The sequence below is a fragment of the Pseudomonas sp. NPDC087817 genome (genome assembly GCF_044742875.1).
Classification (GTDB): Bacteria; Pseudomonadota; Gammaproteobacteria; order Pseudomonadales; family Pseudomonadaceae; genus Aquipseudomonas.
Window position 1 is genome coordinate 22,091 of sequence record NZ_JBIUVJ010000005.1, and the last position, 26,807, is coordinate 48,897.

The following is a 26,807-nucleotide window of genomic DNA, read 5'->3' on the forward strand; positions in this document are numbered from 1 at the left end:
CGGGCTTGCCCGCGATGACGGAGTGCCAGCCAGCCTATTTTTGTCTGATCCACCGCAAACGCGGGCAAGCCCGCTCCCACAGGGTTCTTCAGTGTTCAGAGAATTTGACTGTCAGTCTTCGAACTCGCGACGTTCGGCTTCGATCGCTTCAGCCAGGGCGCGGGCTTCGGCTTCTTCTTCGCTCAGCTCGGGTTCTGGTGCGGATTGCTCCAGGGCAGCGACGGCAGCAAGAAGTTTTTCCCGGGCTTCGGCGACGCCAAGCACGTCCTCTTCAGGTTCGGCTTCAGCCTCAGCCCCGAGTTCAACCTCGATAACCGGCTCGGTGATTTCAGCTTCGGGTTCGCTCGTCGATGCTTCAACATCAGCACCATCAGCACCATCAGCGGCATCACGCAGCAAATCGTCGAAGTCGGTCTTGATCCCCTCCTCCATGCTGTCCAGTTCCAGCAGCAAGGTATGGAAACTGGTTTCTTCCTTCTCCTCTTCCGGCTCGGCGCTGGCGTCGGCCAGCTCCTGCAAGCCTTGCGGCACCGGCGCATCGTCGAAATCGAGCACCGGGTCGGCTTCCATCTCGCGCAGTTCAGCCAGCGGCGGCAAGTCTTCGAGGTTCTTCAGATTGAAGTGATCGAGAAACGCCTTGGTCGTCGCAAACATCGCCGGTTTGCCGGGCACGTCGCGGTAACCGACGATGCGGATCCACTCGCGTTCAATGAGGGTTTTGACGATGTTGCTGTTGACCGCCACACCGCGCACGTCTTCGATCTCGCCACGGGTGATCGGCTGGCGATAGGCGATCAGCGCGATGGTTTCCAGCAAGGCACGGGAATAGCGCTGCGGGCGCTCTTCCCAGAGTCGGCCGACCCACGGCGAAAACTTCTCGCGGATCTGCAAGCGATAGCCGGACGACACCTCTTTGAGCTCGAACGCACGGCCGTCGCAGGACTTGGCCAGTAACGCCAAGGCTTTCTTGAAGACTGGCGGTTCGGGCCGCTCGCCCTCTTCGAACAGTTCGTAGAGGCGCTCAAGGGATTGCGGCTTTCCCGAGGCCAACAGAAAGGCTTCAAGCAGGGGGGCCAGCTCGCGGGGTTCAGTCAGGTTCATGTTTCGACTCGTTATTCGGCTCGGGCTCGCACGTGGATCGCGGCGAACGGCTCATTCTGCACCAGCTCGACCAAGGATTCCTTGACCAGTTCAAGGATTGCCATAAAGGTCACCACCACACCGAGGCGGCCTTCTTCGGCGGTGAACAGCTCGACGAACGGCACGAAACCGCCGCCCTTGAGCCGTTCCAGCACATCGCTCATGCGTTCGCGGGTGGACAGCGCCTCGCGGCTGACCTGGTGGCTTTCAAACATGTCTCCTCGGCGCAGCACTTCGGCCATGCACATCAGAATCTCTTCCAGCGCGACGTCGGGCAACAGCTTGCGTGCGCGGGCTTCCGGGGCGTCAAGCTTGGGCACCACGACGTCGCGCCCCACCCGGCTCAGGCCGTCGATGCCTTCGGCGGCAGCCTTGAAGCGTTCGTATTCCTGCAAGCGGCGGATCAGTTCGGCGCGCGGGTCGTCTTCTTCGTCTTCGACGGTTTCGGCCCGTGGCAGGAGCATGCGCGACTTGATCTCGGCGAGCATCGCGGCCATCACCAGATACTCGGCCGCCAGCTCCAGGCGCACCGACTGCATCAACTCGACATACCCCATGTACTGACGGGTGATTTCCGCCACCGGGATGTCGAGGATGTTGATGTTCTGTTTGCGGATCAGGTACAGCAGCAGATCGAGCGGGCCTTCGAAGGCTTCAAGGAAGACTTCCAGTGCATCCGGCGGGATGTACAGGTCGAGCGGCATTTCCATGACCGCTTGGCCATAGACCATGGCAAACGGCAGCTCCTGCTGAGCGCCGGCCTGGGGATCGACAACGGTTTCCACTGCGGACATTCAGGCCTCGACCATGAACGGCGTCGGATCGCCACAACCGACACGGACCACTTCCGGGTCATCGCCGGTCAGGTCGATCACGGTGGAGGCCTTGATGCCGCCAAAGCCGCCGTCGATGATCAGGTCCACCTGATGTTCGAGCAACTGACGCATTTCGTACGGATCACTCAAGGGATCTTCGTCGCCGGGCATGATCAGCGTTACGCTCATCAGCGGCTCACCCAACTCGGCCAGCAGCGCCAGGGCGATCGGCTGGCTGGGTACGCGTAGCCCGATGGTGCGCTTCTTCGGATGCAGGAGCAGCCGAGGCACTTCGCGGGTGGCGTTGAGAATAAAGGTGTACGGCCCCGGCAAATGCGCTTTGAGAATGCGGAAGGTGCCGGTGTCGATCTTGGCGTAGTTGCCCAGTTGCGAAAGGTCACTGCAGATCAAGGCGAAGTTGTGCTTCTCATCGAGCTGACGCAGGCGTCGCACGCGCTCGATCGCGGTTTTGTCGCCGATTTGGCAACCGATGGCGTAGGAAGAGTCTGTGGGATAAATCACCACCCCGCCCCTGCGGATGATCTCGACCGCCTGTTTGATCAGGCGCGCTTGCGGGTTTTCCGGATGAATCTGGAAAAATTGACTCACATTCTCTACCTGTTCAGACGGCGGCAATAACTGTGTCATGTTTGAACCGACCCCACAGGGGTGGAAGGTCCTCGGGAACCGGCCGGTACTGGCCGATCTCGGACCAGCCGCCAGGGCCATGGAAATCACTGCCGGCGCTGACCAGCAGACCGAACTCACGGGCAAGGATTGCCAGGCTGCCGACCTGTTCCGCAGGCTGATGGCCATTGACCACCTCGATCGCATGCCCGCCTGCTTGAATATAGTCGGCAATCAGCTTTCGGCGCTTGCTGCGGGTGAAATCGTAGTGCCACGGATGCGCCAGACTGACCCAGGCACCAGCAGCGCGCAGTGTGCCAACGGTGTCTTCCAGGGTCGGCCAGTGCAATTTGACGTCGCCCAGCTTGCCGGCGCCGAGCCACTTGCGGAACGCCTCGGCGCGATCCTTTACAAAACCTTCACGCACCATCCAGTCAGCGAAATGCGGCCTGGCCGGGGCGTTGCCGCTATCGCCCAGCTCCTGCTGGATCTTCCGGGCGCCGTCAAGGGCGCCGGGCATGCCCTTGAGGGCGAGTTTGCGGCTTATCTCTTCCGACCGCAGCCAGCGGCCATCGTGCAGTTTGGCAATCGCCTCGACCAACGGCGCGGCGTTGACGTCGAAACCGTAGCCCAATACGTGAATGGTTGCGCCGCCCCAGGTGCAGGACAACTCGACACCGTTGACCAGTTGCATGCCCAATTCGTTGGCGGCCGTGCGTGCTTCGGCGAGGCCTTCGAGGGTGTCGTGGTCGGTCAGAGCCAGGACTCGCACGCCGTTCTCGAACGCACGCGCAACCAGAACCGCAGGCGCCAGGGCGCCATCGGAGGCCGTGCTATGGCAGTGCAAATCAACATTCACGGGGAGTTGTAACCTCAAATCAGCTGGCGCTATCGCGCGCCCATATGTTTGTTATTATGCCGCCACATCCGGCATCTGGCTCTCACTGTGAAACAATTCATCGATTTCATCCCGCTTCTGCTGTTCTTCATCGTCTACAAACTCGATCCCCGCACCGTCGACATCGCCGGCCATGAATTGACTGTAGGCGGTATTTACAGCGCCACTGCGATGCTGATCATCAGCTCCCTGGTGGTGTACGGCGCACTGTTCATCAAGCAGCGCAGGCTGGAAAAGAGCCAATGGCTGACCCTGATCGCCTGCCTCGTCTTCGGCAGCCTGACCCTGGCCTTCCACAGCGAGACATTCCTGAAATGGAAAGCCCCGGTGGTCAACTGGCTGTTCGCTCTGGCCTTCATCGGCAGTCACTTCATCGGTGACCGCCTGCTGATCAAACGAATCATGGGCCACGCGCTGACCCTGCCGGATCCGGTCTGGACACGCCTGAACATCGCCTGGATCGTCTTTTTCCTGTTCTGCGGGGCCGCCAACCTGTTCGTCGCCTTCACCTTCCAGAGTTACTGGGTCGATTTCAAGGTGTTCGGCAGCCTGGGCATGACCGTGCTGTTCCTGGTCGCACAGGGCATTTACCTGTCCCGTCACCTGCACGACACCGATACCACAACACCAAAAACCGAGGACTGACATGCTCTACGCAATCATTGCCACCGACGTCGCCAACTCGCTGGAAGCGCGCCTGGCTGCGCGCCCTGCGCATCTGGAACGTCTGCAAGTGCTCAAGGGCGAAGGCCGCATCGTCCTGGCCGGCCCGCATCCGGCCGTCGACAGCAATGATCCGGGCGCAGCGGGCTTCACCGGCAGCCTGATCGTCGCCGAATTCGATTCCCTGAGCGCCGCGCAGGCGTGGGCTGATGCTGACCCGTACATTGCCGCTGGCGTGTATGCCAATGTGGTTGTGAAGCCGTTCAAGCAGGTTTTGCCGTAAAAACCCTCCACTGAGGCAATTGCTGCTTAGTTAAAAACTGGCTGAGCAGAAAACTTGTGGCGAAGGAGCTTGCTCCCTCGCCACAGTTACAACCTGTGCTCTCACCACCCGCGACATTACCTCTGGCACTGAACCTTCTCGGTTCTTGCCGCTCTCAATCGCTCATTATTCTCGTTTGCCTGCCGACAACCTGCCCAATATCCATTTGGAAGCAGGTGTCGCGATGCGCAAGGGTCCGTTGTGTCTGATGTTGGTCACGTTGTCGATCATGGCGCCCGCCCATGGTGAGGAAACTACCGAAGGCGGTAACTCCACGCCGCTGTCATTGAGCGCCGGCAGTCAGATCACCGAGTTGCAGCAGCGCCTCAAGGCCAGCGAGCAGCAGCGAGAAGAATTGAACAAACAACTGCAAAATGCCGACAACACACGCGAAAGCGCTCAGCTCGCCCGGCTACGCCAAGAGAACCAGCGCCTCAAGCTGCAACTCAAGGAAGCCCAGGCCAGCCCGCTGCCGCGCCTGTTGACCGATCAGCAGCAGTGGTTCGTTACCGGGGCCGGGGTAGCGCTATTGGCGCTGCTCTGCGGTATCTTTGCCAGTGGTGCAAGCCGAAAACGTCGGCAATGGTTAAATTGAGTGAGTCATGAGCGAGCTGTTACTGATTGATGATGACCAGGAGTTATGTGAACTTCTGAGCAGTTGGCTGAGCCAGGAAGGCTTTCAGGTGCGTGCTTGCCACGATGGTCAGAGCGCCCGCAAGGCACTGGCGGAAACCGCCCCGGCGGCGGTGGTGCTGGACGTGATGCTGCCCGACGGCAGCGGTCTGGAACTGCTCAAGCAACTGCGCAACGATCACGCCGATCTGCCGGTGCTGATGCTATCGGCACGCGGCGAACCGCTGGATCGTATCCTCGGCCTGGAACTGGGCGCCGACGATTACCTGGCCAAACCCTGCGATCCCCGTGAACTGACCGCTCGCCTGCGCGCCGTGTTGCGCCGCAGTCATCCGGCCGCGGTGTCGACGCAACTCGAGTTGGGCGACCTGAGTTTCAGCCCGGTGCGCGGTGTGGTCAGCATCGATGAGAAAGAACTGACGCTGACCGTCTCCGAAAGCCGTCTGCTCGAAGCCTTGCTCAAGCAACCCGGCGAGCCGCTGGACAAACAGGAACTGGCGCAACTCGCCCTCGGCCGCAAACTGACCCTGTACGATCGCAGCCTCGACATGCACGTCAGCAACCTGCGTAAAAAGATCGGCCCCCACCCGGACGGTCGCCCGCGCATCGTCGCCCTGCGCAGCCGCGGCTATTACTACAGCCTGTAAATACCCATCTGTGGCGAGGGAGCTTGCTTCCTCACCACAGTGTTTTGTCAGGCTGATGGCAAAGCGTCTTTACCCAAGCTTTACGCAGCGCTGACCGCCGCTGACCTTGATCTCCGTAATCTGCACACATCCGGAACGTACCGGGAACGAGACAAGGAGATACACCATGCGCAAGACTCTTATCGCTTTGATGTTCGCTGCCGCTCTGCCAACCGTCGCCATGGCCATGCCACAGGATGGCGGCCCGATGGGTGGCCCGCTCGACGGCCCACGCCACGGCGGTCAGATGCACGGCATGCACGGCAAAGGTCCGTACAGCCAACTCGACCTGTCCCGCGAACAGCGTGAACAGATCCGCAAGATCATGGGCGAGCAGATGCACGAGCGTAAGCAAGTGGTCGACAAGTACCTGGAAAAACTTTCGCCAGCTGACCAGAAAGCCCTGAAAGACGAAATGGCCGCTAACCATAAGAAAGCCGAAGCCGATGTGCGTGCGGTATTGAAACCGGATCAACAGAAGAAATTCGACGAGATCCAGAAGAAACAAGCCGAGCGCCGCGCCGAATGGGCCGAGTTCAAGGCGTGGAAAGCGCAGCAGCCGCAAAAGGCGCAATAATGTTCTAACCCAGGCCCGACGGTTAAATCCGTCGGGTCTTTTGTTTTCGATCTAATGTTGAGGCCTGGTGGCGAGGGGATTTATCCCCGATCGGCTGCGAAGCAGTCGCAAAATCAGCGGATGCAATGTATCTGGCAATCCGCATTCGCAGGTTTTGGGACCGCTACGCGTCCCATCGGGGATAAATCCCCTCACCACAGGGCTTCCAACATGGACTGTGTTTGATTGAGGATTTTCTGTGCGTTCATTGTTCTGGCGTATTCTCGCAAGCTTCTGGCTGGCCATTGCTCTGGTGGCAGGGCTTTCGATTCTGCTCGGGCACATGCTCAATCAGGACGCGTGGATCCTCAGCCGCCATCCGGGCCTCAACACGTTGGCCTCCGAGTGGACGCAGACCTACGAAGCGCAAGGCGAAGAAGCCGCCCAGGACATCCTCGAACAACGCAAACGCCAGTATCACATCGACGTTCAGGTGCTCAACGAAAGCGGCGACCCGGTGGTACGCGGCACCTTCCCCCGCCGCGCCGCCGCCTTCGAAGCACGCCAGAACAACGATGACCGCCGCCTGCCATGGCGGCGCCTGACAGACGAGTTCACCAGTGACAAAACCGGCGACACTTACCTGTTCATTTACCGCATCCCGCACCCGGAACTCGACGCCTGGCATCGCGAAAGCCTGCTTTGGCCGTTGAGCGCGTTGGGGATCGCGCTGGTGGTACTGACCCTGTTCAGTCTGCTCGTGACCTTTTCCATCACCCGCCCGCTCAGCCGTTTGCGCGGCGCGGTGCATGATCTGGGGCAGACGACTTATCAGCAAAACAGCCTGGCGAAACTGGCCAACCGTCGCGATGAGTTCGGCGTACTGGCCACCGATTTCAACCGTATGGGCGCGCGCCTGCAAAGCCTGATCGGCAGTCAGCGCCAACTATTGCGCGATGTCTCACACGAACTGCGTTCGCCGCTGGCGCGGCTGCGTATCGCCTTGGCGCTGGCCGAACGCGCCAACCCTGAAGAACGGGAAAAACTCTGGCCACGCCTGACCCGCGAGTGTGATCGGCTGGAAGCGTTGATCAGTGAAATTCTGGTGCTGGCGCGGGTCGATGCCGACAATGCCAGTGCTGAAGAAGTGGATCTGAATGCGCTGCTGGGTACCCTGCAAAAAGACGCGCAGCTTGGCTCGCCGGAGCAGACGGTACGCCTGGAAGCCGAGCCGCAACTGAACCTCAAAGGCTGGCCGACGATGATTGAGCGGGCCATCGACAACCTGCTGCGCAATGCTCAGCGTTTCAACCCTGAGGACCAGGCCATTGAAATGCAGGCATCGCGTCAAGGCGAAAAAATTATCGTGAGCGTGCGCGATCATGGGCCCGGGGTGCAGGAAGAGCATCTGAAGCAGTTGGGCGAACCGTTTTATCGGGCGCCGGGGCAGACTGCCGCCGGGCATGGTTTGGGATTGGCGATTGCGCGAAGGGCGGCGGAGCGGCATGGCGGCAGTCTGACGCTGGCCAATCATCCGCAGGGCGGGTTTATTGCCAGCCTGGAATTGCCGCTGGTGCCAGGCGCGGTGGTGCAACCCTAAGAGCCGCCCTCACCCCAACCCTCTCCCGGAGGGAGAGGGAGCCGACCGCAGTGTCTGGCGTCATACATCGACCTGAAAAACCGAGTTGATTATGGATTCGGAGGCCTGATCAACTTTGAATTCGACTTAAACCGAAGTCGATTCTGGATTCCACGAAGATCGCCCACGTCGGCGTAACTCTTGAGCACCCACCAATCAATCCCCTCTCCCTCCGGGAGAGGATTAGGCGGGCGGCGTTCCGATGAGGGGCTTTTGATCTTCAGGCTTTACCAGGCCAGGCGCTGACAAACTCGGCCAGATCAACTTTCTCCGCCACACGCGGTTCTTTCTGCGGAGTGCCGAGGTAAAGGAAAGCAATCATCTCTTCACCCTCGGTCAAGCCCAAACCCTGCGCCACATGCCTGGAATAAGCCAAATCACCCGTACGCCACACCGCACCAATCCCCTGCGCATACGCCGCCAGCAAAATCCCGTGCGCCGCACACCCGGCCGCGAGCAATTGCTCGGCCTTCGGATACTTGACGTGTTCCTGCAATCTGGCGATCACCACAACCACCAGCGGCGCACGCAGCGGGCCGTTGCGGGCCTTGTCGATCATTGCTTCGGTGACTTCGCCTTCCTGCATTTGCGCAGCTTCAGCCAGCAACTCGCCCATCTGCTCACGCGCTGCGCCTTCGACCGTCAGGAAGCGATACGGCTGCAAATGCCCGTGATCCGGCGCGCGCAACGCTGCGCCAAACAGCGCTTCGCGCTGCTCGGCAGTGGGGGCCGGTTCGACCAGGCGGGGAACGGAAACACGGTTGAGCAAAGCGTCGAGAGCCTGCATCGGCCACCTCCTGAGAAAAATGTGCGGCTATTCTAGCTGCATCTGCCAACGGGATGCCGGTTTACATGCCCTGTCCCACGGGTAGAATGGCGCCCTTCTTACATCAGCCCGAGCGGACTTCATGGCGTTGCCGACCTTACGGATCATTGGTTTCATCATCGGCATCTTCCTGATCACCCTGGCCGTCGCCATGGTTGTGCCCATGGCCACCCTGGTGATTTTCGAGCGCACCAGCGACCTGCCATCGTTCCTCTGGGCGAGCATGATTACCTTCGTCGCCGGTCTTGCGCTGGTGATTCCCGGCAGGCCCGAACACATTCACCTGCGCCCGCGTGACATGTATTTGCTGACTGTCAGCAGTTGGCTGGTGGTGTGTATTTTCGCCGCGCTGCCGTTTCTGCTGACCCAGCACATCAGCTACACCGATTCGTTCTTCGAAAGCATGTCCGGCATCACCGCCACCGGCTCGACCGTGCTCAACGGCCTCGACACCATGTCCCCCGGCATCCTGATGTGGCGCTCGCTGCTGCACTGGATCGGTGGCATCGGCTTTATCGGTATGGCGGTGGCGATTCTGCCGCTGCTGCGCATCGGTGGCATGCGCCTGTTCCAGACCGAATCCTCGGACCGTTCGGAAAAGGTCATGCCCCGCTCGCACATGGTGGCGCGGCTGATCGTGGCGGCGTATGTCGGCATCACCATCCTCGGCAGCCTGGCGTTCTGGTGGGCCGGGATGAGCCCGTTCGATGCGATCAACCACGCGATGTCGGCGATTTCCACCGGTGGTTTCTCGACGTCCGACCAGTCGTTGGCCAAGTGGACACAACCGGCGGTGCACTGGGTCGCGGTGGTGGTGATGATTCTCGGCAGCCTGCCGTTCACCCTTTACGTGGCGACGTTGCGCGGCAACCGCAAGGCGTTGATCAAGGATCAACAAGTGCAGGGCTTGCTCGGCATGTTGCTGGTGACCTGGCTGGTGCTCGGCACCTGGTATTGGTGGACGACCAATCTGCATTGGCTGGATGCGTTGCGGCATGTGGCGCTGAACGTGACGTCAGTCGTCACCACCACCGGTTTCGCCCTCGGCGACTACAGCCTGTGGGGCAACTTCTCGCTGATGCTGTTTTTCTATCTGGGCTTCGTCGGCGGCTGCTCCGGTTCGACGGCGGGCGGGATCAAGATCTTCCGCTTCCAGGTCGCGTACATCCTGCTCAAGGCCAACCTTAACCAACTGATTCACCCGCGCGCGGTGATCAAGCAGAAGTACAACGGTCACCGCCTCGATGAAGAGATCGTGCGTTCGATTCTGACCTTTTCGTTTTTCTTTGCGATCACCATCTGCGTTATCGCCCTGCTGCTGTCGCTGCTCGGCGTCGACTGGATGACCGCGCTGACCGGCGCTGCCAGTACCGTGTCCGGCGTCGGCCCGGGTCTGGGCGAAACCATCGGTCCGGCGGGCAACTTTGCCACCCTGCCGGACGCGGCCAAGTGGATCCTGTCGTTCGGCATGCTGCTTGGCCGACTGGAGATCATTACGGTGTTTGTGCTGTGTATTCCGGCCTTTTGGCGTCACTGATCACATTCGGCGCCTGCAACAGCTGCGCCCGGTAATCACCGGGCGTTGTGTCGAACCAGCGACGGAAGGCGCGGAAGAAGTTGCTCGGATCGGCAAAACCCAACAGATAGGCGATTTCCAGCAACGTCATGCTCGGTTGCGCCAGATACTGCTCGGCCAGTTCGCGGCGGGTGTCATCGAGCAGTTGCTGAAAGCTTGTGCCCTCCTCCTGCAACCGGCGCTGCAAGGTGCGCTGCGACAGGTGCAACGTCTGCGCAACGGTGTCGCGCTTGGGTTCGCCCTGAGGCAGTAAACGGCACAGCACCTGCCGCGCCTTGTGGGTCACGCGACTTTCGGAAAACCGCGCCAGGTACTCCCCGGCAAACCGGTCATGCAGCAACGCCATCGCCTCATTGGCCGTGGGCAGCGGCGCTTCCATGTCGGCGCGCTCGAAGATCAACGCGTCGTACGGCGCATTGAACATCAGTGGTGCATGGAAAGCCTGTTTGTAAGGTTGCAGATCTTCCGGTTCATCGCCTTGCACCAGCACTTTGACCGGGTGCAGCGTGCGCCCGGTCAACCAGCCACACAGGCCCAAAGCGCAGGCCAGCGAAGCCTCGGCACTTTGCCGGGTCGGCGGCAGATGGTCGCCGTGCACGGTCAAGATCAGCGCGTAGCCTTCTTCCAGCAAGCGAAAACTCAGGTCGGCACTTTCGGCAATGATGCGCTGATAGCGCACCAGTCGCTGAAAGCCTTCGGCGAGGGTGTTGCTGGACATCAGCGCATAACCGGCGACATGGAACGACGCCGGGCGCACCACTTTGCCCATGTTCAGGCCGATCGCCGGGTTGCCGGACAACTCGACCGCCCGTTGCCAGAGTCGGGTCATGGAATCTTGCGGAAAACGCGCATCCGGATCATCCAGGGCCGAATAATCGAGCCCCAGTTGCTTGAACAGTACCCGGCAATCCAGGCCATCCATCTCCAGTGCTTTGACAATCCCCATCGCCCAGCTTGCAGAAGTTGTTCGTTCGCTCATGGCGTTATTCTTTTACATGAGGGGCCGCATGCTACGGCCTGATTTGCGAAGGATACTAAAGTGGCGCCGATTGTCACTGGCCCACGCCAATGATCACTCTAGACTCAAATAAGCTACCCGCAGAACAACTCGTCGCCAGAACAATAACCACAGAGATCGCGGTCGTGGAAAACATCAAGCATTTCAACAGCTTCGCCGAGTTCTATCCGTATTACCTCAGCGAACACAGCAACAGTACCTGTCGTCGGTTGCATTTCATCGGCACGACACTGGTAATTTTCATTCTCGCCATGACCATCGCCAAGGGCGCTTGGCTGCTGTTGCTGGCCCTGCCGCTGGCCGGTTACAGCTTCGCCTGGGTCGGGCATTTCTTCTTTGAAAAGAACCGTCCGGCGACGTTTCAGCATCCGCTGTACAGCCTGCTCGGCGACTTCGTCATGTATCGCGACATGATCCTCGGTCGCGTGGCCTTCTGAAAAAACAACACTGAGGATGGCCGATGAACGCCAGCGCCCGTTTCACCCATATGCAAGATGGCACCCAGGAAGACTGGGCGATCATCGCTGCGGATTTCAGTGCCTATGCCAAGCAATTGCCGTCACGGATCATGACCCACCTGAAATTGCTCGAAGGTGATTTCGGCGGTTTCCCGGTGGACCGCCTGACCCATTCGCTGCAAACCGCGACCCGCGCCTTTCGCGACGGGCGTGACGAGGAATACGTGGTCTGCGCATTGCTGCACGACATTGGCGACACTTTGGGCTCGTATAACCATCCGGATATTGCGGCGGCGATCCTCAAGCCGTTCGTCAGTGTCGAGAATCTGTGGATGGTCGAGAAGCACGGGGTGTTTCAGGGTTATTACTTCTTTCATCATCTGGGCATGGATCGGCACTTGCGCGAGCAGTTCAAAGAGCACCCGCAGTTTCAGGCGACCGCCGAGTTTTGCGCCAAATACGACGCGGCGGCGTTTGACCCGGCGTATGACACGCTGCCGTTGAGCTTCTTTGAACCGATGCTGGAAAGGCTGTTTGCGCAGCCGAAGAACTCGATCTACAAGGCTGCCATGGAAGAACACAGCCCAGCTTGATGTTGCCTGTTCCGGCCTCATCGCTGGCAAGCCAGCTCCCACATGGGTTTGTGGCGTTCATAAACCCTGTGGGAGCTGGCTTGCCAGCGATGGGGCCCTCTCAAACACTCGAGAATTCAGGCAACCTCAACGACTTTGGCAGCCTTGAGTTCCGCCTCACGCGCCTGCGCATCCGCCAGCCGATACAGCTCGATCGTGCCATCCCAATGCTCGATCAGCGCCGTGCACGACTCCACCCAATCGCCGCAATTGAGATAATCCACCTCACCGACCTTGCGGATCTCGGCATGGTGAATGTGCCCGCACACCACTCCGTGCAGTTCGCGCTTCACACATTCATGGGCGATGGCTTCTTCAAAATCGCTGATAAAACTCACCGCGGTCTTCACCTTGTGCTTCAGATACGCCGACAACGACCAATAACCGTAGCCATAACGGGCGCGCCAGTGGTTGAGCCAGCGATTGAGCGTCAGGGTGAACTCGTAGGCGGAGTCGCCGAGAAAAGCCAGCCAGCGGTGATAACGGGTAATCACATCAAACTGGTCGCCATGAATCACCAGCAAGTGCCGACCGTCCGCCGTGACGTGCACCGCCTCGTCGACCAACTGAATGTTGCCCAGAATCAGTTTCGAATACCGGCGCAGGAATTCATCGTGGTTGCCAGTGACATAGATCACCTCGGTGCCGCGCTTGCTCATGGTCAGCAAGCGGCGAATCACGTTGGTGTGCGCCTGCGGCCAATACATGCCACCGCGCAGTTTCCAGCCGTCGATGATGTCGCCGACCAGGTAGATCTTGTCGGCATGGTAGCCCTTGAGAAATTGCGACAAGTGCTCGGCCTGGCAATCCCGCGTGCCCAGGTGCACGTCGGAAATCCACAAGGTGCGCACCCGTTGTTTACGACTGGGTCTGGCGAGCTCGGCGCTGGTCATGGGCAACCCTCTGCGATGTTTTCGCCAGAGTGCGCCCGTCCGGTTAATCGACCATGACAGGCGCGAGTCAGTCCTGTGACAGCGCATCCCGGTTGCGTCGGTGTAGACTGGCTGCCTGCCCGGAGACTTGCCATGCGACCGATTCTCACCCTGCGTCAGTACACCCACGACTTGATCGTTCACAGCCACGAGCATGCCCAATTGGTGTTCGGTCTGTCCGGTGCGCTGGATTTCGAGGTCGAGGGCTGCGGCAGCCAGGTGCGGCAGCAGAGTTTCGTGGTCATCCCTTCCGGCGCCCATCACGCCTGCGGCAGTCCGCAGGGTAGTCGCTGTCTGGTGCTGGATATTCCTGACGGGCAATGGCTTGCCGATTCACTCGGTGATCATGCCGAGGCCAGCCGCCGCTTGCTCGACACTCCTGCTCGTCTGTCGCTGGATGGCGGGCAAAGCCAATTGGTCAGTTGGCTGGCGCACAGTCCGGTCAGCGACCCGCTGATTGCCCAGCAAGGTGCGGTGTTGCTGCTGGCCAGCCTCAATCATGCGCAACCGGTCGAATTCGCCGCCCGGCGCCTGCCCTATGCGGCACTGGATGCGCACATCGAACAGAACGCCGCTTACCCATTGCAGGTCGCAGATCTGGCGCGGGTTGCCGGGTTGTCCAGCGCGCGTCTGCATGCCCGTTTCATGGCCGAATGCGGGCAGACGCCGATGGATTACATTCGCAGTCGACGGCTGCATCTGGCGGTGCAACTGCTGCGCGACACCGCATTGCCGATAGGTGAAATCGCCAGTCGCGTCGGTTACAGCTCGCAGAGTGCCTTTTCAGCCGCTGTCCTACGTGAGTTCGGCTCATCACCCGGCCAGCTTCGGCGCGATTCCTGCGACAAAAGACGATAGTCTGCCGACAGACTTATTGGCCTGAACGCGCTTCAATGAGCCTACGGGTTGATCGCTCCCATGCTCTGCGTGGGAATGCAGCCCGTGACGCTCCGCGTTACTGAACGCAGAGCGTCCCTAGAGGCATTCCCACGCAGAGCGTGGGAACGATCAACGGTTCAATGTAGGTTGAATTTGCGTTAGTAGAAGGATTGCAATGACTCCGCGTACCGCCCTTGGCGCCCTGCATATCGGTGCCCTGATGTTCGGCCTGACCGGTGTGTTCGGCAAACTCGCCGCCGCCTCGCCCGCTGTTATCGTGTTCGGACGAGCCGCTTTCGCTGTGCTTGCCCTGGGATTTTTCGCCCGTTTCGCCAGTCAGCACGGCTGGCAAAAACTGCAAGCCGTGGACTGGCGCCGTCTCGTCCTCAGCGGCGTATTGCTCGCCGGGCACTGGGTGAGCTTTTTCATCGCGGTGAAGGTGGCCGGCGTGGCTATCGCCACTCTGGGTTTTGCCAGTTTTCCGGCATTCACGGTGATTCTGGAAGGGCTGATTTTCCGCGAGCGCATCCGCGCCAATGAAATCGTGCTGGTGGTACTGGTCAGCGTCGGCCTGATCCTCGTGACCCCGGCATTCGATCTGGCCAGCGGCGCGACCATGGGTTTGCTCTGGGCGGTGTTGTCGGGCCTGTTGTTCGCGCTGCTGTCGCTGACCAACCGCGCCAGCTCCGGGCGCATTCCGGCGGTGCAGGCGGCGCTGTGTCAGAACGTGGTGGTGGCGCTGTGTCTGCTGCCGGTTGCGGCACCGCAACTCAGTGAGGTGCGCGCGCTGGACTGGTTGTGGATCGCCCTGCTCGGCGTGTTTTGCACCGGCGTCGCCCATAGCCTGTTCGTTGCCAGCCTGGCGGTGATCAAGGCGCGCACCGCTGCGGTGGTGTTTGCGATGGAGCCGGTCTACGGCATCACCGTCGCCTGGCTGTTGTTCAACGAAAATCCGACGCTACGGATGTTGATGGGCGGCGCGCTGATCATCGTCGCCATCGTCGTGTCCGCGCGGATGTCCGGCAGCACCGACAAGAAAACTGTTGCCGCCGAGGTCGCGTCTCACTGAGTGCGGTCGTTGTGGCCGAGGTCGCGGTCAGGATCGATCTGATCGCGCACCCGCTGCTTCAGCACTTTCGCCTCGGGGAAACCGCCGTCAGCCTTGCGTTCCCAGATCTGCACGCCCGCGCAGGTAATGTGGAATACGCCGCCAGTGCCCGGCACCAGCGACACTTTGCCGAGGTCATCGCCGAAGGTGCTGAGCAGTTCCTGCGCCAGCCACGCGGCGCGCAACAGCCACTGGCATTGGGTGCAATAGGTAATGACGACTTCGGCTTTTGCGGCAGACATGTTCATTGAAACTCCTGAGACAGAGGGCGCCGCTATAATAGCCGGCTTTATCGTTTGCCCCGAGACTCACAATGCGCCGTCTGCTGTTCTGCCTGTTGCTTGGTTTCCTTCCAATGTTGCTTTGCGCCGCTGAAGCGCCACGGCCGAAAGTTGGCCTGGTGCTGTCCGGCGGTGCCGCTCGCGGGCTCGCGCACATCGGCGTGCTCAAGGCACTGGAAGAACAGGGCATCAAGATCGATGCGATCGCCGGCACCAGCATGGGCGCAGTGGTCGGCGGTCTGTATGCCTCGGGCTACAAGATCGATGAACTGGAAAAACTCGCCCTGGGTATCGACTGGCAACAGGCGCTGTCCGATGCGCCGCCCCGCGAGGACGTGCCATTCCGGCGCAAGCAGGATGACCGCGACTTTCTGGTGAAACAGAAACTCAGTTTTCGCGACGACGGCAGCCTCGGCCTGCCACTGGGGGAGATTCAGGGCCAGAACCTCGCGTTGCTGCTGGAAAGCCTGCTGGCCCACACCAGTGACACCCGGGATTTCGACAAACTGCCGATCCCGTTCCGCGCCGTGGCCACCGACATCGCGAACGGCGAGAAAGTGGTGTTCCGCAAAGGCCACCTGCCTCAGGTGATCCGCGCCAGCATGTCGATCCCGGCGGTTTTCGCCCCGGTCGAACTCGATGGTCGGCTGCTGGTGGACGGCGGCATGACCGACAACATCCCGCTGGATGTGGCGCGGGAAATGGGCGTCGATATCGCCATCGTGGTCGACATCGGCACACCGCTGCGCAATCGCAAGCAACTGACCACCGTGGTCGATGTGCTTAACCAGTCGATCACCCTGATGACCCGGCGCAACTCCGAAGAACAACTGGCCGCCCTCAAATCGACTGACGTGTTGATCCAACCGGCATTGGCCAGCTTCGGTGTCACCGATTTCGGCCGCGCCCAGGAGATGATTGATGCCGGTTATCGTGCCACCCGAATCCTCGACGCCCGCCTCGCCCGACTCAAGCCGAGCGAGTCTCAGGACGCCGAACTCAACGCCGCCCGCGCACCCGGTCAACGCACGCCCATCATCACCGCGATCAAGGTCGAGAACGACTCGAAGGTCGACGACGATGTGATCCGCTACTACATCCGTCAACACATCGGCGAGCCGCTGGATCTTGGCCGATTGCATTCAGACATGGGCACCTTGTACGGCCTCGACTACTTCGAGCAGGTGCAGTATCGCGTGGTGCACAAGGGCCAGGATCACACCTTGGTGATCAGCGCCCGGGGCAAGCGCAGCGGCACCGATTATCTGCGCGTCGGCTTGAACCTGTCGGACGACATGCGCGGCGACAGCGCCTTCAACCTCGGCGCCAGTTACCGCATCAACGGTATCAATCGCCTCGGTGCGGAATGGCTGACCCGGGCGCAGCTTGGCGACAAACAGGAACTGTACAGCGAGTTCTATCAGCCACTGGACGTCGGTTCGCGCTACTTCATTGCGCCCTCGGTGGTGTTCGAAGCACAGAACGTCGATGCCGTGCTCGACAATGATCCGATCGCCCAGTACCGCGTCGAGCGCTACGGCATGGCGCTGAATGTCGGCCGGCAAATCGGCAACAACGGTGAAGTGCGTTTCGGTGTCGGCGAGGCCTGGGGCAAGGCTGACGTGCGGATCGGCGATCAGGATCTGCCCAGCGAAAACTTCAACGAAGGTTTCTACTCGCTGAAGTATTCCTACGATTCGCTGGACAACGTTTACTACCCCCATGAAGGCAAGGACATCAGCCTGACGTTCCTGCAATTCGAGCCAAGCCTGGGTTCGGATACGCGCTATCGACAGTGGGAGTTCAAACTCGACAAGGCGATGAGCCGCGGGCCAGACACACTGATTCTCGGTGGGCGTTATGGCCGTACCCTCGACGACACCAACGTGGTGACGTCGAGTTTCCTGCTCGGCGGCGCACGGCAATTGTCGGGGTTCCGCGAGGATGCGATTTCCGGGCAGAACGTCAGTTTGATGCGCGCCGTTTATTACCGTCGACTGACACCGCGCTCGTACCTGCCGCTGGACTTCCCGCTGTATGCCGGAGCTTCGCTGGAACGTGGACGGGCGTGGAACAACGACAATGAGTTCGACAGTGGATACATCAATGCAGCGAGTGTGTTTATCGGTTTCGATACGCCGCTGGGGCCGTTGAATTTCAGTTATGGATTGAATGATGCAAATGAGCAGGCGGTTTATCTGAATCTGGGGCAGACGTTCTGATCAGGATTCAGAATGGGCGGTGCCTGTTCTATTGCCGCTCCCACAGGGATTTGTTGTGTTGTCGAGAAATGGGACACAGCAAACAACCTGTGGGAGCGGGCTTGCCCGCGATGGCGTCGTCAAGAACACCACATCAGTCAATGAACGTCTGGATCAGCGAATGCCCGCCAGAAGGGTTCGGGCGGTTTGCTTCAATGGCTCATCGCCTTCCTTGAGTAATTCATTGAGCAAGGCAATCGCGCTGTCGATGTCTCCGTCATCAATGCAGGTTTGTGCCTGTTCGAGCTTCCCGGCACCCGCTGCCTCCTCCGCCTCCGACATTTGCAACGCCAACGGCTCCAGCGTGAGCGATGGCGCTGGATCAGCAAACTCATCGAGAAAATCATCGTCCAGCGCTTGCGTATCCGGCTCGGGAATCCACTCAAGTTCGGCGTCCTCGCTGACCGAGGTCTCCGGCAGTTCAAAGCCCTGCGGCAAGACTTGCAGGCTGGAACTGAAAGCGGACTCTGCAGCGGATGGCTGAACCGGCGCCGAACGGCTGTCCTCCAGATCCCAACTGGCATCCATCGACAACTCGTCGAGATTCAACTCGAAATCATCCTCGGGTGGTGCGGGCTCAGGAACAGCGACGACGGCGGGAACTACGCTGGCGACCACAGGGGCAACTGCCGCCAACGGCGCGCTGTTCGCCAGTTTCGGATACCGGACGCGGATTTCCTGTAAGGACTGCGCGTCCACGCCAAGCGCTCGCAAATGACTTTCCTGTTGCTCGAACGCCGCGCTATCACCCTGACGCCCCAGCACTTCCAGCAATTGCAGACCCAGGTCGACACGCTCGGGCTCCTTGTGCAAGGCATCGCGCAACAACCCGGCCGCCTCGCCAAGTCGCCCATAGGCGAGGTAGATCCCCACCGCTTCCAGCACATCACCTGCCGCCGGTTCTTCTCGCTGTTCAGCTACAGCGTGAGCCGTGACGGGACGGCTATCTTCGGTTTCATCAACATCCGGCTCATTGCGCAGTGGCAACAGCGGCAGCGGTGCAACGCCTTGCAGCTGTTGCTGGCGTCGGCGGTGAACAAACAAAGCGGCCAACACGCCCAGCAAAAGCAGCAGACCACCCAACAACGGCCAGCTCAAACCTTCATCCGTGGATTCGACGGGTGCAGCAACTGGCGTTGGCGTCGGTGTGACGACGGGCGCTGGCGGGGGCTTTTGCTGTTCGGCCAGGCGCGTTTGCAAATCACTGACCTGCTTCTTGCCGTCGGCAATCTGCACATCCTGCGCCTGCAGTTTCGCGTTCAGTTCGTCGAGAGACTTTTGCAACTGCTGGTTCAGCAGCACGCTGGCGGCCAATTGTTCGGCCAGCGCATCGTTGGCCGGCGTCGTTACGGGCGATGGCGCAGCCGGTGTGTCGCGTTTGCCCTGCGTCCCCTGTGGCGGCGCAGTGACGGGTTCGACCGTGGGAAACGCCGAGGACTGTGCGCGGGGATCCGGCTCATCGGTGGCCGGCACGATACCCGGCGAGCCCGGTGGATCGATCAGCACCGTGTACTCGCGCAGCAGACGGCCGTTGGGCTGATTGAGTTGCACAAGGAAATTCAGAAAGGGTTCGTTGACCGGTTTGCTGGAGGTCACCCGGATCATCTGGCGATTGCCATGCAGGATTGGCGTGAATTTCAGGTCGCTGAGAAAGAACACCCGCTCGACCCCGGCACGGCCGAACTCGTCTGCCGTGGCCAGGCTCACCGACAGATCGTTCTGCGTCAGACCACCGACATCAAACAGCGCGATATCGGCCTTTAGCGGCTGATTGAGCGCGGAATGAACCGTGATGTCACCCAGCCCCAGGGCCAGCGACAAGGTTGAATAGCCGACGGCGCCAGCGACCAACAGCGCTTTGGCGCTAACGCGCAGTACCACGTGCCAACTTGCGAGCATGAGCATCCCTTAAATAAGCAAAACCGACTTCTATGCGTTCGCACATCCGGTACGAACACGATATTGCCCAGTAGTTCTTATAGTCTGCCCAGCCCGATCTCTCAAAAAACCGGCACGCGGTTATGCCTCAAGATTTTTCCAGATTGGCCAGAATGTGCCCGTGAACACGCATGCACACCTTTAAATCCGCCTCATCCACGCCATCGAACAATTCATGGCGCAGTTGCGTGGCAATGGTTTCGATCTGTTCGATGAGCGGCAGGGCGGGTGCGCACAGGACGATTTTTTTCGCCCGGCGGTCTTCCATCACGGACTGGCGTTGCACCAGACCCTGGCTTTCCAGACTATCGAGCAAGCGGGCGAGCGTCGGACCTTCGACGCCGACGCTTTGCGCCAGCTCGCGTTGGGTGGGTGCTTCTTCGAAACGCGCCAGATGCAGCAGCACCAGCCAGCGCGCCTGAGACAGGCCGAGGCCGGCCAGGCGCCGGTCCAGCTCGGCACGCCAGCCGCGGGACATCTGGGCCAGTTGCATGCCAAAGCGGTGTTGATCGGTTAACGGCATAAAACACTCATGATTAGACTGAAGTAATAGAGAAAAACTAATTATTAGTCAGCTAAGCATGAGCTGCAGCTATAGGCAAGTGGCGGTCTGTACTGAATCGTTACAACTGTATAGCGCTTGGCGCAAACGCCATCTCACATCTCAAATTCAGATTGCAGCGCAGCCCGCACGCAGTACAGCACGCCCTCCGGCACGCGGCCGGCAAACAACTCGGCGATCTCGGCGACCGACGGCAACTCGCCCTCGCCATCGAGGAACGCGTCCTGCACTTCGCCCATCAGTTCTTCAGGCAAATCCAGGGCCTGCTCCAGCGACAACTGTTGCTTGCCAATCGCTTCGGCGAGCATGGTGTAAACGTTCTTTTCCGAGCACTGCAATTGCCCGGCGATCTGCATCGGCGTCATGCCGGCGCGAGCCAGGGTGATCAACTCGTGACGCACGTCGGCCACCACTTTCGGCGCCTCGGCCTCGCCACCAAGCACTTCGAGGAAAGCATCGCCGTAACGCTCCAGCTTGCGCGCACCGACGCCGCTGACCCGGGCCATGTCCGCCAGCGAGGTTGGCTGGCTGCGGAGCATTTCCAGCAGGGTCGAATCGGGGAAGATGACGTACGGCGGCACGCCATGCTCTTCGGCGAGTTTGCGCCGCAGGGCGCGCAAGGCTTCCCACTGTTCGCGTTCCTCGCCGCGCACCAGTTGGCTGGCCGGGCTCTTGCTGGCGGTTTTGGCGGTGACTTGCGGTTTCAGGTCACGGCGCAATTCCAGGGTCACTTCGCCCTTGAGCAATGGCCGGCAGGTGTCGCTCAGGCGCAAGCCGCCATAGCCTTCATGATCGACATCGGCCAGGCCACGCGCCACCAACTGGCGGAACAACGAGCGCCATTCGCTTTCACTCAGCGCCTTGCCTACGCCATACACCGACAGATGCTGATGGCCAAAGCTGCGAACTTTTTCGTTGTCCTTGCCCAGCAGCACGTCAACCAGATGGCCGACGCCGTAACGCTGACCGGTGCGATAGATCGCCGACAACGCCTGACGAGCAGGCTCGGTGGCGTCCCAGGTCTGCACGCCATCAACGCAGTTGTCGCAATGGCCGCAAGGCTCCGCCATCTCTTCATCGAAATACGCCAGCAGCGTCTGTCGGCGGCAACGGGTCTCTTCGCACAGCGAGAGCATTGCATCGAGCTTGTGCTGCTCCAAGCGCTTGTGGCGCTCGTCGCCTTCGGAGTTTTGCAGCATCTGCTTGAGCATCACCACGTCTTGCAGACCGTACGCCATCCACGCGTCCGCCGGCAGACCGTCACGGCCGCCGCGCCCGGTTTCCTGGTAATACGCCTCAAGGGACTTCGGCAGGTCGAGGTGGGCGACGAAACGCACGTTGGGTTTGTCGATACCCATGCCGAACGCCACGGTGGCGACCATGATCAGGCCTTCCTCGTTGAGGAAGCGTTTCTGGTGATAGGCGCGCAGATCGTTGGGCAGGCCGGCGTGATACGGCAGCGCCGGGAAGCCTTGCTCGCTGAGGAACGCCGCCACTTCCTCGACTTTCTTGCGCGACAGGCAATAAACGATGCCGGCATCACTTCGCCGCTCGGCGAGGAACGCCAGCAACTGCTTGCGCGGCTGTTCCTTGGGCACGATGCGATAGAAGATGTTGGGCCGGTCGAAACTCGACAGAAAGCGCTCGGCATTCTGCAAATGCAGGCGTGTGACGATTTCTTCGCGGGTACGCTTGTCGGCGGTGGCGGTCAGGGCGATGCGTGGCACATCGGGGAACATCTCCGCCAACTGACCCAGTTGCAGGTATTCCGGACGGAAGTCGTGACCCCACTGCGAAACACAGTGCGCCTCGTCGATGGCGAACAGGGCGATGTTCAGCCCTTGCAGGAAAGACAACATGCGCGGCTGCACCAGACGTTCCGGCGCCAGATAGAGCATTTTCACTTCGCCGCGCTTGATCCGCGCGGCCAGATCACGCTGCTGCTCGGCGCTCAACGTGGAGTTCAGCGCGGCGGCGGCCACGCCCAGCTCTTCGAGGGTGGCAACTTGGTCGTCCATCAAGGCGATCAGCGGCGACACCACTACCGCCAAGCCATCGCGCAGCAACGCCGGCACCTGGAAGCACAGGGATTTGCCGCCACCGGTAGGCATCAGCACCAGCGCATCACCGCCGCTGGCCACGCGCTCAATGATTGCACCCTGACGGCCACGGAAACTGTCGTAGCCGAAGATGTCCTTGAGGACGCGTTGAGCCTGTTCGAGCATAAAAACTCCAAAAATCTACTGATACATCCCTGCTCAGGCTGGTTCAAGACAGCCAGGGCTGCTTAAACAAAACGTAAGGACGCGTTGCATGGCGGCCGCCTTACGGGCAGGGATCGCAAAACGCGGCAGTATACCCGAGCGTTCCCCGGCACAGGGTGCCGCTGATAAGACTCCGCTAGTCACCAATACGAAACCCCGTGGGAGCGGGCTCGCCCGCGATGGCCGGCACGGCAAACTTCTTCATCGACAAATACACCGCTATCGCGGGCAAGCCCGCTCCCACAGGAGTCGTTGCCCACCTTCAGTTTGTAGGCCGGCCGGCAATTGCGGCAAATCTGCCATGCGGCTGGCTTGAGCGCTCAAGAAGGCCTAGAATTCCCGCATTGTTTATTCCCCCAAGGTAGCCCCGTAATGTCCTTCGCTGAGCAACTGACCCGCCTGCAAGTCTTCCTCGATGCCGACGAGCTGCACGACGAGGCACTGGATTACGTGGCCGCTCACGGCTACCTGACCGCGCTGTCGATCTGCGCCGAAGACGTACCGGAGCGTGAATGGATCGACGCCCTGTTCGCTGAAGAGCCGCATTACAGCAGCGACGCCCAGCGCGAAGAGATCGAAGCCACCCTGATCGGCCTCAAGGCGCACATCGCCCGTCAACTCGCTTCCGACGAAGAATTCGAGCTGCCCTGCGAACTGGATCTGGGCGAAGAGCCGGACGATTCCGAACTGCGCGGCTGGTGCATCGGCTTCATGGAAGGCGTGTTCCTGCGTGAAGCGGCCTGGTTCGAAACCGCCGAAGAAGAAGTCAGTGAAATGCTCCTGCCGATCATGGTCGGTTCGGGCCTGTTCGACGAACAGCCAGAGTTCGAAGACATCGCCAAGGATGCGAACCTGATGGACGACATGATCGTGCAGATCCCGGAAGCCCTGACGGCGCTGTACCTGCTGTGCCAGGCGCCCGACGAAAAACCGGCGATCCTCAAGCCACGTCACCACTAAGATCCGGCCTATGGACAATCCCATAGGCAACCGCCCCCTGATGTTGCGCTACTGCCTGCTGGCCATCGGCTGGCTCAGCGTGGCATTGGGGGTGATCGGGATTTTCCTGCCCGTCCTCCCCACCACTCCCTTCCTGTTACTCGCGGCCGCGTGTTTCGCCCGCAGCTCTCCGCGTTTCTATCATTGGCTGGTCGAGCATCCGAAACTCGGGCCGTGGATTCGCGACTACCTGAATGGCAACGGCATTCCGCTCAAGGGCAAGGTCTACGCGATCGGGCTGATGTGGGCGAGCATTCTGTTTTCCTGCTACCTGGTGCCGCTGCCGTGGGCGCGGGGGTTCATGTTGACCAGTGCGGTGTTGGTGACGGTTTATATCTTGCGGCAGAAGACCCTGGAAAAAGACTGAATCTGCGGACTCACCCGCGCGGGCTCGACACCACGGCCACTTCAGGTCACTCGGGGCTGTCATTCAGTCAATCATTCCGATTTTTGGTCGGCCAAACCTACTCATTTTGTACTTACAGCCCAACCTTCCTCACCTGTAAAGGCTGGCAGGTTTATTCGAAAAAGCCGCTTGCTCTGTTACAGAGAAGCGGCTTTTTTTACTCCTTGACGATGTTCTGAAGATCACACCGTCGCCTCGCCAGCGCTGTCAGACCTACCAGCTATACCTCACCCCGACATTGGCCCCCCAGGGCTGCTCGATGTGCTCGCCTTTCGAGTAGTCAAAATCGGCATGCACTTGCCACTGCGCAGACATGGCCACCGCCACCCCCGCTCCGAACTCGGCCCGGGAACCTGACAGGTCGTTGTTGAACTCGTTGTTGTTGACCTTCACCTCATTGTTCGAGGCAAATTCGTGGGCAACTGCCGCGCGCACATAGGGCTGTGCAACGGCGCCATGACCAAAGCCGAAGTTACGCCCGAACGTGGCACCGGCCTTGCCGAGCAGTGAACGCATGCGATCGCCGTCGGCGTCCATGTCGTTGTCCAGCGTGTAGCGTTTGCCCTGTATCTGCACCGCCGACAATTGCGTGAAAGGCTCGATGAAGTAACCGTCAGCCAGTTTGATATGCCGACCGAATTCCGCCGAACCGCCCACACCCCAGTTGTCGTAATCGCCCTTGGTACGACTGCCGTCGCTCAGGTTGACCTTTGATTCGTTGCGAAAGCGGTTGAACTTGAGCACGCCATCAACGTAGTAACCGGTGTCGCTGTCGAGCCAGGTCACGTACGGGCCGACGTAATAGCTTTTCACCGTGCCCGAGGTGCCACGATTCAAATCCAGATCAGACTGGCTCGTGCCCGCCAGCACACCGACCAACACCTGGCTTTCACCTATCCGGGCGTCGGCGCCAAGGGACACGCCCTGCTGCTGTTGCTGATAACCGGTTCCCGAACCGTCGGCCACGTTGTATTTGTTGCCGTAGGTGCGGATCCAGCCACCGGCCTGACCGCCGTTGAAACGCAGCTCACCCATGCGGCTGCGCAACGAGCTCAACTCGCCGTACCACACGGTGGGCGCGGTATTGAACAGTGCCAGCACTGAACGCGCGCCAGGGCTGATCACGGCGGTGGTAGGGTCAAGAAACCAGTCCCTGCCGCCTTCGCCGTTTTCTCGATTGGCCAGGCTGTAAGACCAGGTGCCGACGTCGACCACACTGTTGCCCGCCAGTGCAAACTGCGCACCATTGGTACTGCTGGTGCGTGCCAGCGTCAATTGCTGAGGCGACACCGCATCCAGGCCCGACGCCGCCACCGCGAGAGCAAAGTCACCCGCTGATGCGCCGACCACATTCAGGAAGTCATGCTCTCCCGTAGCAAAATCCCCCTTCATGACAAAGGTGCCATTGCCAGACAGCGCGCCGACATTCAATTGGTAATAGGTGGCGGGCGCATCAGCGGCGCCAAAGGTGACACTGCCGCCATTCATGCCCAGGGCGCCGATCGAGTCGTTGCCTGTCAGCGTCCAGTTCGAATGGCTGTCGATGTTGACGCTGGCGACCTTGTCCAGGCGACCGGTGAACTGTGATTGGTTTTGCAAGGTCACGCTGGCTGAGGAACTGCCATCGACCAGCACGTCGCCGGTCATCTGGCCCTGATCGAAAGTGAGGTTGGCGGTGCTGCCGTCCGCAATGTTGATGTTGCCTTGCAACGTGCTGTTGGCAACTGCCATGGTAACCGTTGAAGCACCTTGCACATCGAGCAGGATGTTATTGCCAGCGAGCAATTTCGAGTTGTTCAGAACATGAATATCCGCCTGCACCCCTTCCTCGACAAGAATGGCTGACGATAACCGCCCTTCAAGTGTTGCGCCATCAAGCGTCAGATCGGTCTCTGCCAACCCTTGACCACTCAGGGCCATCCGCACACCGTTGGCGTCACCACTGATAATTGTGCCGTTCGCCCGAACCGTACCTGCAAAAAATTCGATACCGACGCTGTCCGCAAGGGTACCCGTGACTTCACCGCCATTAAGTTCGAGGGTACTCAATCCTGTAATCGCAACACCCGCTATTCCACCGCGCAGGACGCTGTCTGTCACTACGGCAGCAGAACCGGTAAGCGTTCCCACCTGGCGCCTCAGCGTCAGTGCGGCGTCATCACTGGTGAGCGTTACTCCGATCAACGTTGCCTGACTGTTCGAGAGGGTAATACCACTATTGCCATTGCGACCGGCGAAAGTGCCCCCTGTCGCATTTATTGTCGATCCGGACTGAACGAGAACTTCATAAGTACCGGCATTATGGGCGTTCAGGATACCGCCGCTGTTCACCAGGTAATTATCAGTTGGCGTGGCGTTGTCTATGCTTCGACTTTCCCCCGCCCCCACGATGGTCAATGCCATCAGGGGCGAGCTGACAAAAAACAAAGGTGAAAACATCAGAAGGGTTACTCGGCCGGCGCACAGAAAATGCCCTCTCGACTTTTTACAACTCATAATTCTCTCCGATGGTATGAGTGTTAAAAAACAGATTCTTTGATGTGAGCAGAGTAATAGGAAGTGCCACCCACAAAATGTAGGAAACGTCTCATATTGCATGAGGTTTTATCCCGCGCTCGCGCCGAATCCGCACATCGCTTCCATTGCGAAACCCCACATCATAAAAACCTGCAGCGCAAATGAAAAAGG

Annotated in this window: 26 protein-coding genes; 14 read left to right on the top strand and 12 right to left on the bottom strand. The window is 60.1% G+C overall.

The genetic code is table 11. The annotated features are described in order from the left end of the window. Nucleotides 1-111 precede the first annotated feature (111 nt). The 4 genes from scpB to ACIONG_RS06830 all read right to left on the bottom strand — a co-directional run bounded on the left by scpB (nt 112) and on the right by ACIONG_RS06830 (nt 3,441). Nucleotides 112-1,101 (bottom strand): SMC-Scp complex subunit ScpB, encoded by a 990-nt coding sequence (gene scpB, locus ACIONG_RS06815; RefSeq protein ID WP_401297608.1) that lies wholly within the window; start codon nt 1,099-1,101, stop codon nt 112-114. Nucleotides 1,102-1,112: 11 nt separating this feature from the next. Then, on the bottom strand, nt 1,113-1,811 hold the full coding sequence (locus tag ACIONG_RS06820; RefSeq protein ID WP_177431432.1) for a ScpA family protein: 699 nt from the start codon (nt 1,809-1,811) through the stop codon (nt 1,113-1,115). A gap of 123 nt (nt 1,812-1,934) precedes the next feature. Further along, the gene (locus ACIONG_RS06825; RefSeq protein WP_103305316.1) at nt 1,935-2,564 is read right to left on the bottom strand and encodes an L-threonylcarbamoyladenylate synthase; all 630 of its coding nucleotides are present in this window, start codon (nt 2,562-2,564) and stop codon (nt 1,935-1,937) included. A 13-nt stretch (nt 2,565-2,577) separates the two neighbouring features. After that, on the bottom strand, nt 2,578-3,441 hold the full coding sequence (locus tag ACIONG_RS06830) for a PHP domain-containing protein (RefSeq protein ID WP_103305315.1): 864 nt from the start codon (nt 3,439-3,441) through the stop codon (nt 2,578-2,580). Between the two features lie 87 nt (nt 3,442-3,528). On the opposite strand from ACIONG_RS06830, the gene ACIONG_RS06835 reads away from it, so the two are divergent. The 6 genes from ACIONG_RS06835 (at nt 3,529) to ACIONG_RS06860 (ending at nt 7,940) form a co-directional block, all read left to right on the top strand. Beyond that, the gene (locus ACIONG_RS06835) at nt 3,529-4,125 is read left to right on the top strand and encodes a septation protein A (RefSeq protein ID WP_401297611.1); all 597 of its coding nucleotides are present in this window, start codon (nt 3,529-3,531) and stop codon (nt 4,123-4,125) included. A 1-nt stretch (nt 4,126) separates the two neighbouring features. Further along, on the top strand, nt 4,127-4,426 hold the full coding sequence (locus ACIONG_RS06840; RefSeq protein WP_096512859.1) for a YciI family protein: 300 nt from the start codon (nt 4,127-4,129) through the stop codon (nt 4,424-4,426). Nucleotides 4,427-4,649: 223 nt separating this feature from the next. After that, nucleotides 4,650-5,060, top strand: a complete 411-nt coding sequence (locus ACIONG_RS06845) for a translation initiation factor 2 (protein WP_103305312.1) — start codon at nt 4,650-4,652, stop codon at nt 5,058-5,060. A gap of 7 nt (nt 5,061-5,067) precedes the next feature. Then, nucleotides 5,068-5,745 carry a response regulator transcription factor gene (locus ACIONG_RS06850; RefSeq protein WP_016771129.1) on the top strand — a complete coding sequence of 226 codons (678 nt, stop codon included), beginning with the start codon at nt 5,068-5,070 and terminating at the stop codon, nt 5,743-5,745. 166 nt (nt 5,746-5,911) lie between these two features. Continuing rightward, complete coding sequence (locus ACIONG_RS06855; RefSeq protein ID WP_103305311.1) at nt 5,912-6,361, top strand: Spy/CpxP family protein refolding chaperone; 450 nt, start codon at nt 5,912-5,914, stop codon at nt 6,359-6,361. A 238-nt stretch (nt 6,362-6,599) separates the two neighbouring features. Then, complete coding sequence (locus tag ACIONG_RS06860) at nt 6,600-7,940, top strand: sensor histidine kinase (protein WP_401297614.1); 1,341 nt, start codon at nt 6,600-6,602, stop codon at nt 7,938-7,940. Nucleotides 7,941-8,199: 259 nt separating this feature from the next. On the opposite strand, the gene ACIONG_RS06865 is transcribed toward ACIONG_RS06860, so the two are convergent. After that, nucleotides 8,200-8,766 carry a nitroreductase family protein gene (locus tag ACIONG_RS06865; RefSeq protein ID WP_401297616.1) on the bottom strand — a complete coding sequence of 189 codons (567 nt, stop codon included), beginning with the start codon at nt 8,764-8,766 and terminating at the stop codon, nt 8,200-8,202. A 121-nt stretch (nt 8,767-8,887) separates the two neighbouring features. On the opposite strand from ACIONG_RS06865, the gene ACIONG_RS06870 reads away from it, so the two are divergent. Next, nucleotides 8,888-10,342: a TrkH family potassium uptake protein gene (locus ACIONG_RS06870; RefSeq protein WP_103305308.1), complete on the top strand. Its 1,455-nt coding sequence runs from the start codon at nt 8,888-8,890 to the stop codon at nt 10,340-10,342. Here ACIONG_RS06870 and ACIONG_RS06875 read toward each other — a convergent pair. Beyond that, nucleotides 10,299-11,360 carry an AraC family transcriptional regulator gene (locus tag ACIONG_RS06875; protein WP_401297618.1) on the bottom strand — a complete coding sequence of 354 codons (1,062 nt, stop codon included), beginning with the start codon at nt 11,358-11,360 and terminating at the stop codon, nt 10,299-10,301. The genes ACIONG_RS06870 and ACIONG_RS06875 overlap by 44 nt on opposite strands. A gap of 164 nt (nt 11,361-11,524) precedes the next feature. On the opposite strand from ACIONG_RS06875, the gene ACIONG_RS06880 reads away from it, so the two are divergent. Further along, the gene (locus ACIONG_RS06880) at nt 11,525-11,836 is read left to right on the top strand and encodes a DUF962 domain-containing protein (RefSeq protein WP_095187810.1); all 312 of its coding nucleotides are present in this window, start codon (nt 11,525-11,527) and stop codon (nt 11,834-11,836) included. A gap of 23 nt (nt 11,837-11,859) precedes the next feature. Next, nucleotides 11,860-12,450: an HD domain-containing protein gene (locus ACIONG_RS06885; RefSeq protein WP_401297621.1), complete on the top strand. Its 591-nt coding sequence runs from the start codon at nt 11,860-11,862 to the stop codon at nt 12,448-12,450. A 116-nt stretch (nt 12,451-12,566) separates the two neighbouring features. Here ACIONG_RS06885 and ACIONG_RS06890 read toward each other — a convergent pair whose 3' ends face one another. Then, nucleotides 12,567-13,382 carry a UDP-2,3-diacylglucosamine diphosphatase gene (locus ACIONG_RS06890; protein ID WP_103305305.1) on the bottom strand — a complete coding sequence of 272 codons (816 nt, stop codon included), beginning with the start codon at nt 13,380-13,382 and terminating at the stop codon, nt 12,567-12,569. 132 nt (nt 13,383-13,514) lie between these two features. Here ACIONG_RS06890 and ACIONG_RS06895 point away from each other — a divergent pair, with 132 nt between their 5' ends. Both ACIONG_RS06895 and ACIONG_RS06900 read left to right on the top strand, forming a co-directional pair. Continuing rightward, nucleotides 13,515-14,279 (top strand): AraC family transcriptional regulator, encoded by a 765-nt coding sequence (locus ACIONG_RS06895; protein ID WP_401297623.1) that lies wholly within the window; start codon nt 13,515-13,517, stop codon nt 14,277-14,279. A gap of 196 nt (nt 14,280-14,475) precedes the next feature. Continuing rightward, a complete protein-coding gene (locus tag ACIONG_RS06900; RefSeq protein ID WP_401297625.1) occupies nt 14,476-15,369 on the top strand; it encodes a DMT family transporter in 894 nt (297 codons plus the stop codon). On the opposite strand, the gene ACIONG_RS06905 is transcribed toward ACIONG_RS06900, so the two are convergent. Continuing rightward, on the bottom strand, nt 15,363-15,650 hold the full coding sequence (locus ACIONG_RS06905; protein WP_103305382.1) for a SelT/SelW/SelH family protein: 288 nt from the start codon (nt 15,648-15,650) through the stop codon (nt 15,363-15,365). The genes ACIONG_RS06900 and ACIONG_RS06905 overlap by 7 nt on opposite strands. Nucleotides 15,651-15,721: 71 nt before the next feature. Here ACIONG_RS06905 and ACIONG_RS06910 point away from each other — a divergent pair, with 71 nt between their 5' ends. Beyond that, complete coding sequence (locus ACIONG_RS06910) at nt 15,722-17,911, top strand: patatin-like phospholipase family protein (RefSeq protein WP_401297628.1); 2,190 nt, start codon at nt 15,722-15,724, stop codon at nt 17,909-17,911. 153 nt (nt 17,912-18,064) lie between these two features. Here ACIONG_RS06910 and ACIONG_RS06915 read toward each other — a convergent pair whose 3' ends face one another. The 3 genes from ACIONG_RS06915 to recQ form a co-directional block, all read right to left on the bottom strand. Next, the gene (locus tag ACIONG_RS06915) at nt 18,065-19,849 is read right to left on the bottom strand and encodes a FimV/HubP family polar landmark protein (protein ID WP_401297632.1); all 1,785 of its coding nucleotides are present in this window, start codon (nt 19,847-19,849) and stop codon (nt 18,065-18,067) included. 127 nt (nt 19,850-19,976) lie between these two features. Continuing rightward, nucleotides 19,977-20,411, bottom strand: coding sequence for a MarR family transcriptional regulator (locus ACIONG_RS06920; protein WP_213027896.1), 435 nt, complete (start codon nt 20,409-20,411; stop codon nt 19,977-19,979). Nucleotides 20,412-20,545: 134 nt separating this feature from the next. Beyond that, entirely contained in the window at nt 20,546-22,675 is a 2,130-nt protein-coding gene (gene recQ / locus ACIONG_RS06925) for a DNA helicase RecQ (RefSeq protein ID WP_103305300.1), read from the bottom strand. A 411-nt stretch (nt 22,676-23,086) separates the two neighbouring features. On the opposite strand from recQ, the gene ACIONG_RS06930 reads away from it, so the two are divergent. Continuing rightward, the gene (locus ACIONG_RS06930) at nt 23,087-23,674 is read left to right on the top strand and encodes a YecA family protein (protein ID WP_007919726.1); all 588 of its coding nucleotides are present in this window, start codon (nt 23,087-23,089) and stop codon (nt 23,672-23,674) included. A gap of 10 nt (nt 23,675-23,684) precedes the next feature. Further along, complete coding sequence (locus ACIONG_RS06935) at nt 23,685-24,080, top strand: YbaN family protein (protein ID WP_401297637.1); 396 nt, start codon at nt 23,685-23,687, stop codon at nt 24,078-24,080. Nucleotides 24,081-24,332: 252 nt separating this feature from the next. Here ACIONG_RS06935 and ACIONG_RS06940 read toward each other — a convergent pair whose 3' ends face one another. Continuing rightward, nucleotides 24,333-26,717, bottom strand: a complete 2,385-nt coding sequence (locus ACIONG_RS06940; protein ID WP_401297640.1) for an autotransporter outer membrane beta-barrel domain-containing protein — start codon at nt 26,715-26,717, stop codon at nt 24,333-24,335. Nucleotides 26,718-26,807: the final 90 nt, after the last annotated feature.

What these genes read in the sequence shown, in the direction of transcription:
- ACIONG_RS06915 (WP_401297632.1), bottom strand. Translation starts at nt 19,849, where the DNA reads ATGCTCGCAAGTTGGCACGTGGTACTGCGCGTTAGCGCCAAAGCGCTG.
- ACIONG_RS06875 (WP_401297618.1), bottom strand. Translation starts at nt 11,360, where the DNA reads ATGAGCGAACGAACAACTTCTGCAAGCTGGGCGATGGGGATTGTCAAA.
- ACIONG_RS06930 (WP_007919726.1), top strand. Translation starts at nt 23,087, where the DNA reads ATGTCCTTCGCTGAGCAACTGACCCGCCTGCAAGTCTTCCTCGATGCC.
- ACIONG_RS06855 (WP_103305311.1), top strand. Translation starts at nt 5,912, where the DNA reads ATGCGCAAGACTCTTATCGCTTTGATGTTCGCTGCCGCTCTGCCAACC.
- ACIONG_RS06940 (WP_401297640.1), bottom strand. Translation starts at nt 26,717, where the DNA reads ATGCAATATGAGACGTTTCCTACATTTTGTGGGTGGCACTTCCTATTA.
- recQ (WP_103305300.1), bottom strand. Translation starts at nt 22,675, where the DNA reads ATGCTCGAACAGGCTCAACGCGTCCTCAAGGACATCTTCGGCTACGAC.
- scpB (WP_401297608.1), bottom strand. Translation starts at nt 1,101, where the DNA reads ATGAACCTGACTGAACCCCGCGAGCTGGCCCCCCTGCTTGAAGCCTTT.
- ACIONG_RS06905 (WP_103305382.1), bottom strand. Translation starts at nt 15,650, where the DNA reads ATGTCTGCCGCAAAAGCCGAAGTCGTCATTACCTATTGCACCCAATGC.
- ACIONG_RS06900 (WP_401297625.1), top strand. Translation starts at nt 14,476, where the DNA reads ATGACTCCGCGTACCGCCCTTGGCGCCCTGCATATCGGTGCCCTGATG.
- ACIONG_RS06870 (WP_103305308.1), top strand. Translation starts at nt 8,888, where the DNA reads ATGGCGTTGCCGACCTTACGGATCATTGGTTTCATCATCGGCATCTTC.
- ACIONG_RS06845 (WP_103305312.1), top strand. Translation starts at nt 4,650, where the DNA reads ATGCGCAAGGGTCCGTTGTGTCTGATGTTGGTCACGTTGTCGATCATG.
- ACIONG_RS06840 (WP_096512859.1), top strand. Translation starts at nt 4,127, where the DNA reads ATGCTCTACGCAATCATTGCCACCGACGTCGCCAACTCGCTGGAAGCG.
- ACIONG_RS06890 (WP_103305305.1), bottom strand. Translation starts at nt 13,382, where the DNA reads ATGACCAGCGCCGAGCTCGCCAGACCCAGTCGTAAACAACGGGTGCGC.
- ACIONG_RS06865 (WP_401297616.1), bottom strand. Translation starts at nt 8,766, where the DNA reads ATGCAGGCTCTCGACGCTTTGCTCAACCGTGTTTCCGTTCCCCGCCTG.
- ACIONG_RS06910 (WP_401297628.1), top strand. Translation starts at nt 15,722, where the DNA reads ATGCGCCGTCTGCTGTTCTGCCTGTTGCTTGGTTTCCTTCCAATGTTG.
- ACIONG_RS06935 (WP_401297637.1), top strand. Translation starts at nt 23,685, where the DNA reads ATGGACAATCCCATAGGCAACCGCCCCCTGATGTTGCGCTACTGCCTG.
- ACIONG_RS06895 (WP_401297623.1), top strand. Translation starts at nt 13,515, where the DNA reads ATGCGACCGATTCTCACCCTGCGTCAGTACACCCACGACTTGATCGTT.
- ACIONG_RS06885 (WP_401297621.1), top strand. Translation starts at nt 11,860, where the DNA reads ATGAACGCCAGCGCCCGTTTCACCCATATGCAAGATGGCACCCAGGAA.
- ACIONG_RS06920 (WP_213027896.1), bottom strand. Translation starts at nt 20,411, where the DNA reads ATGCCGTTAACCGATCAACACCGCTTTGGCATGCAACTGGCCCAGATG.
- ACIONG_RS06850 (WP_016771129.1), top strand. Translation starts at nt 5,068, where the DNA reads ATGAGCGAGCTGTTACTGATTGATGATGACCAGGAGTTATGTGAACTT.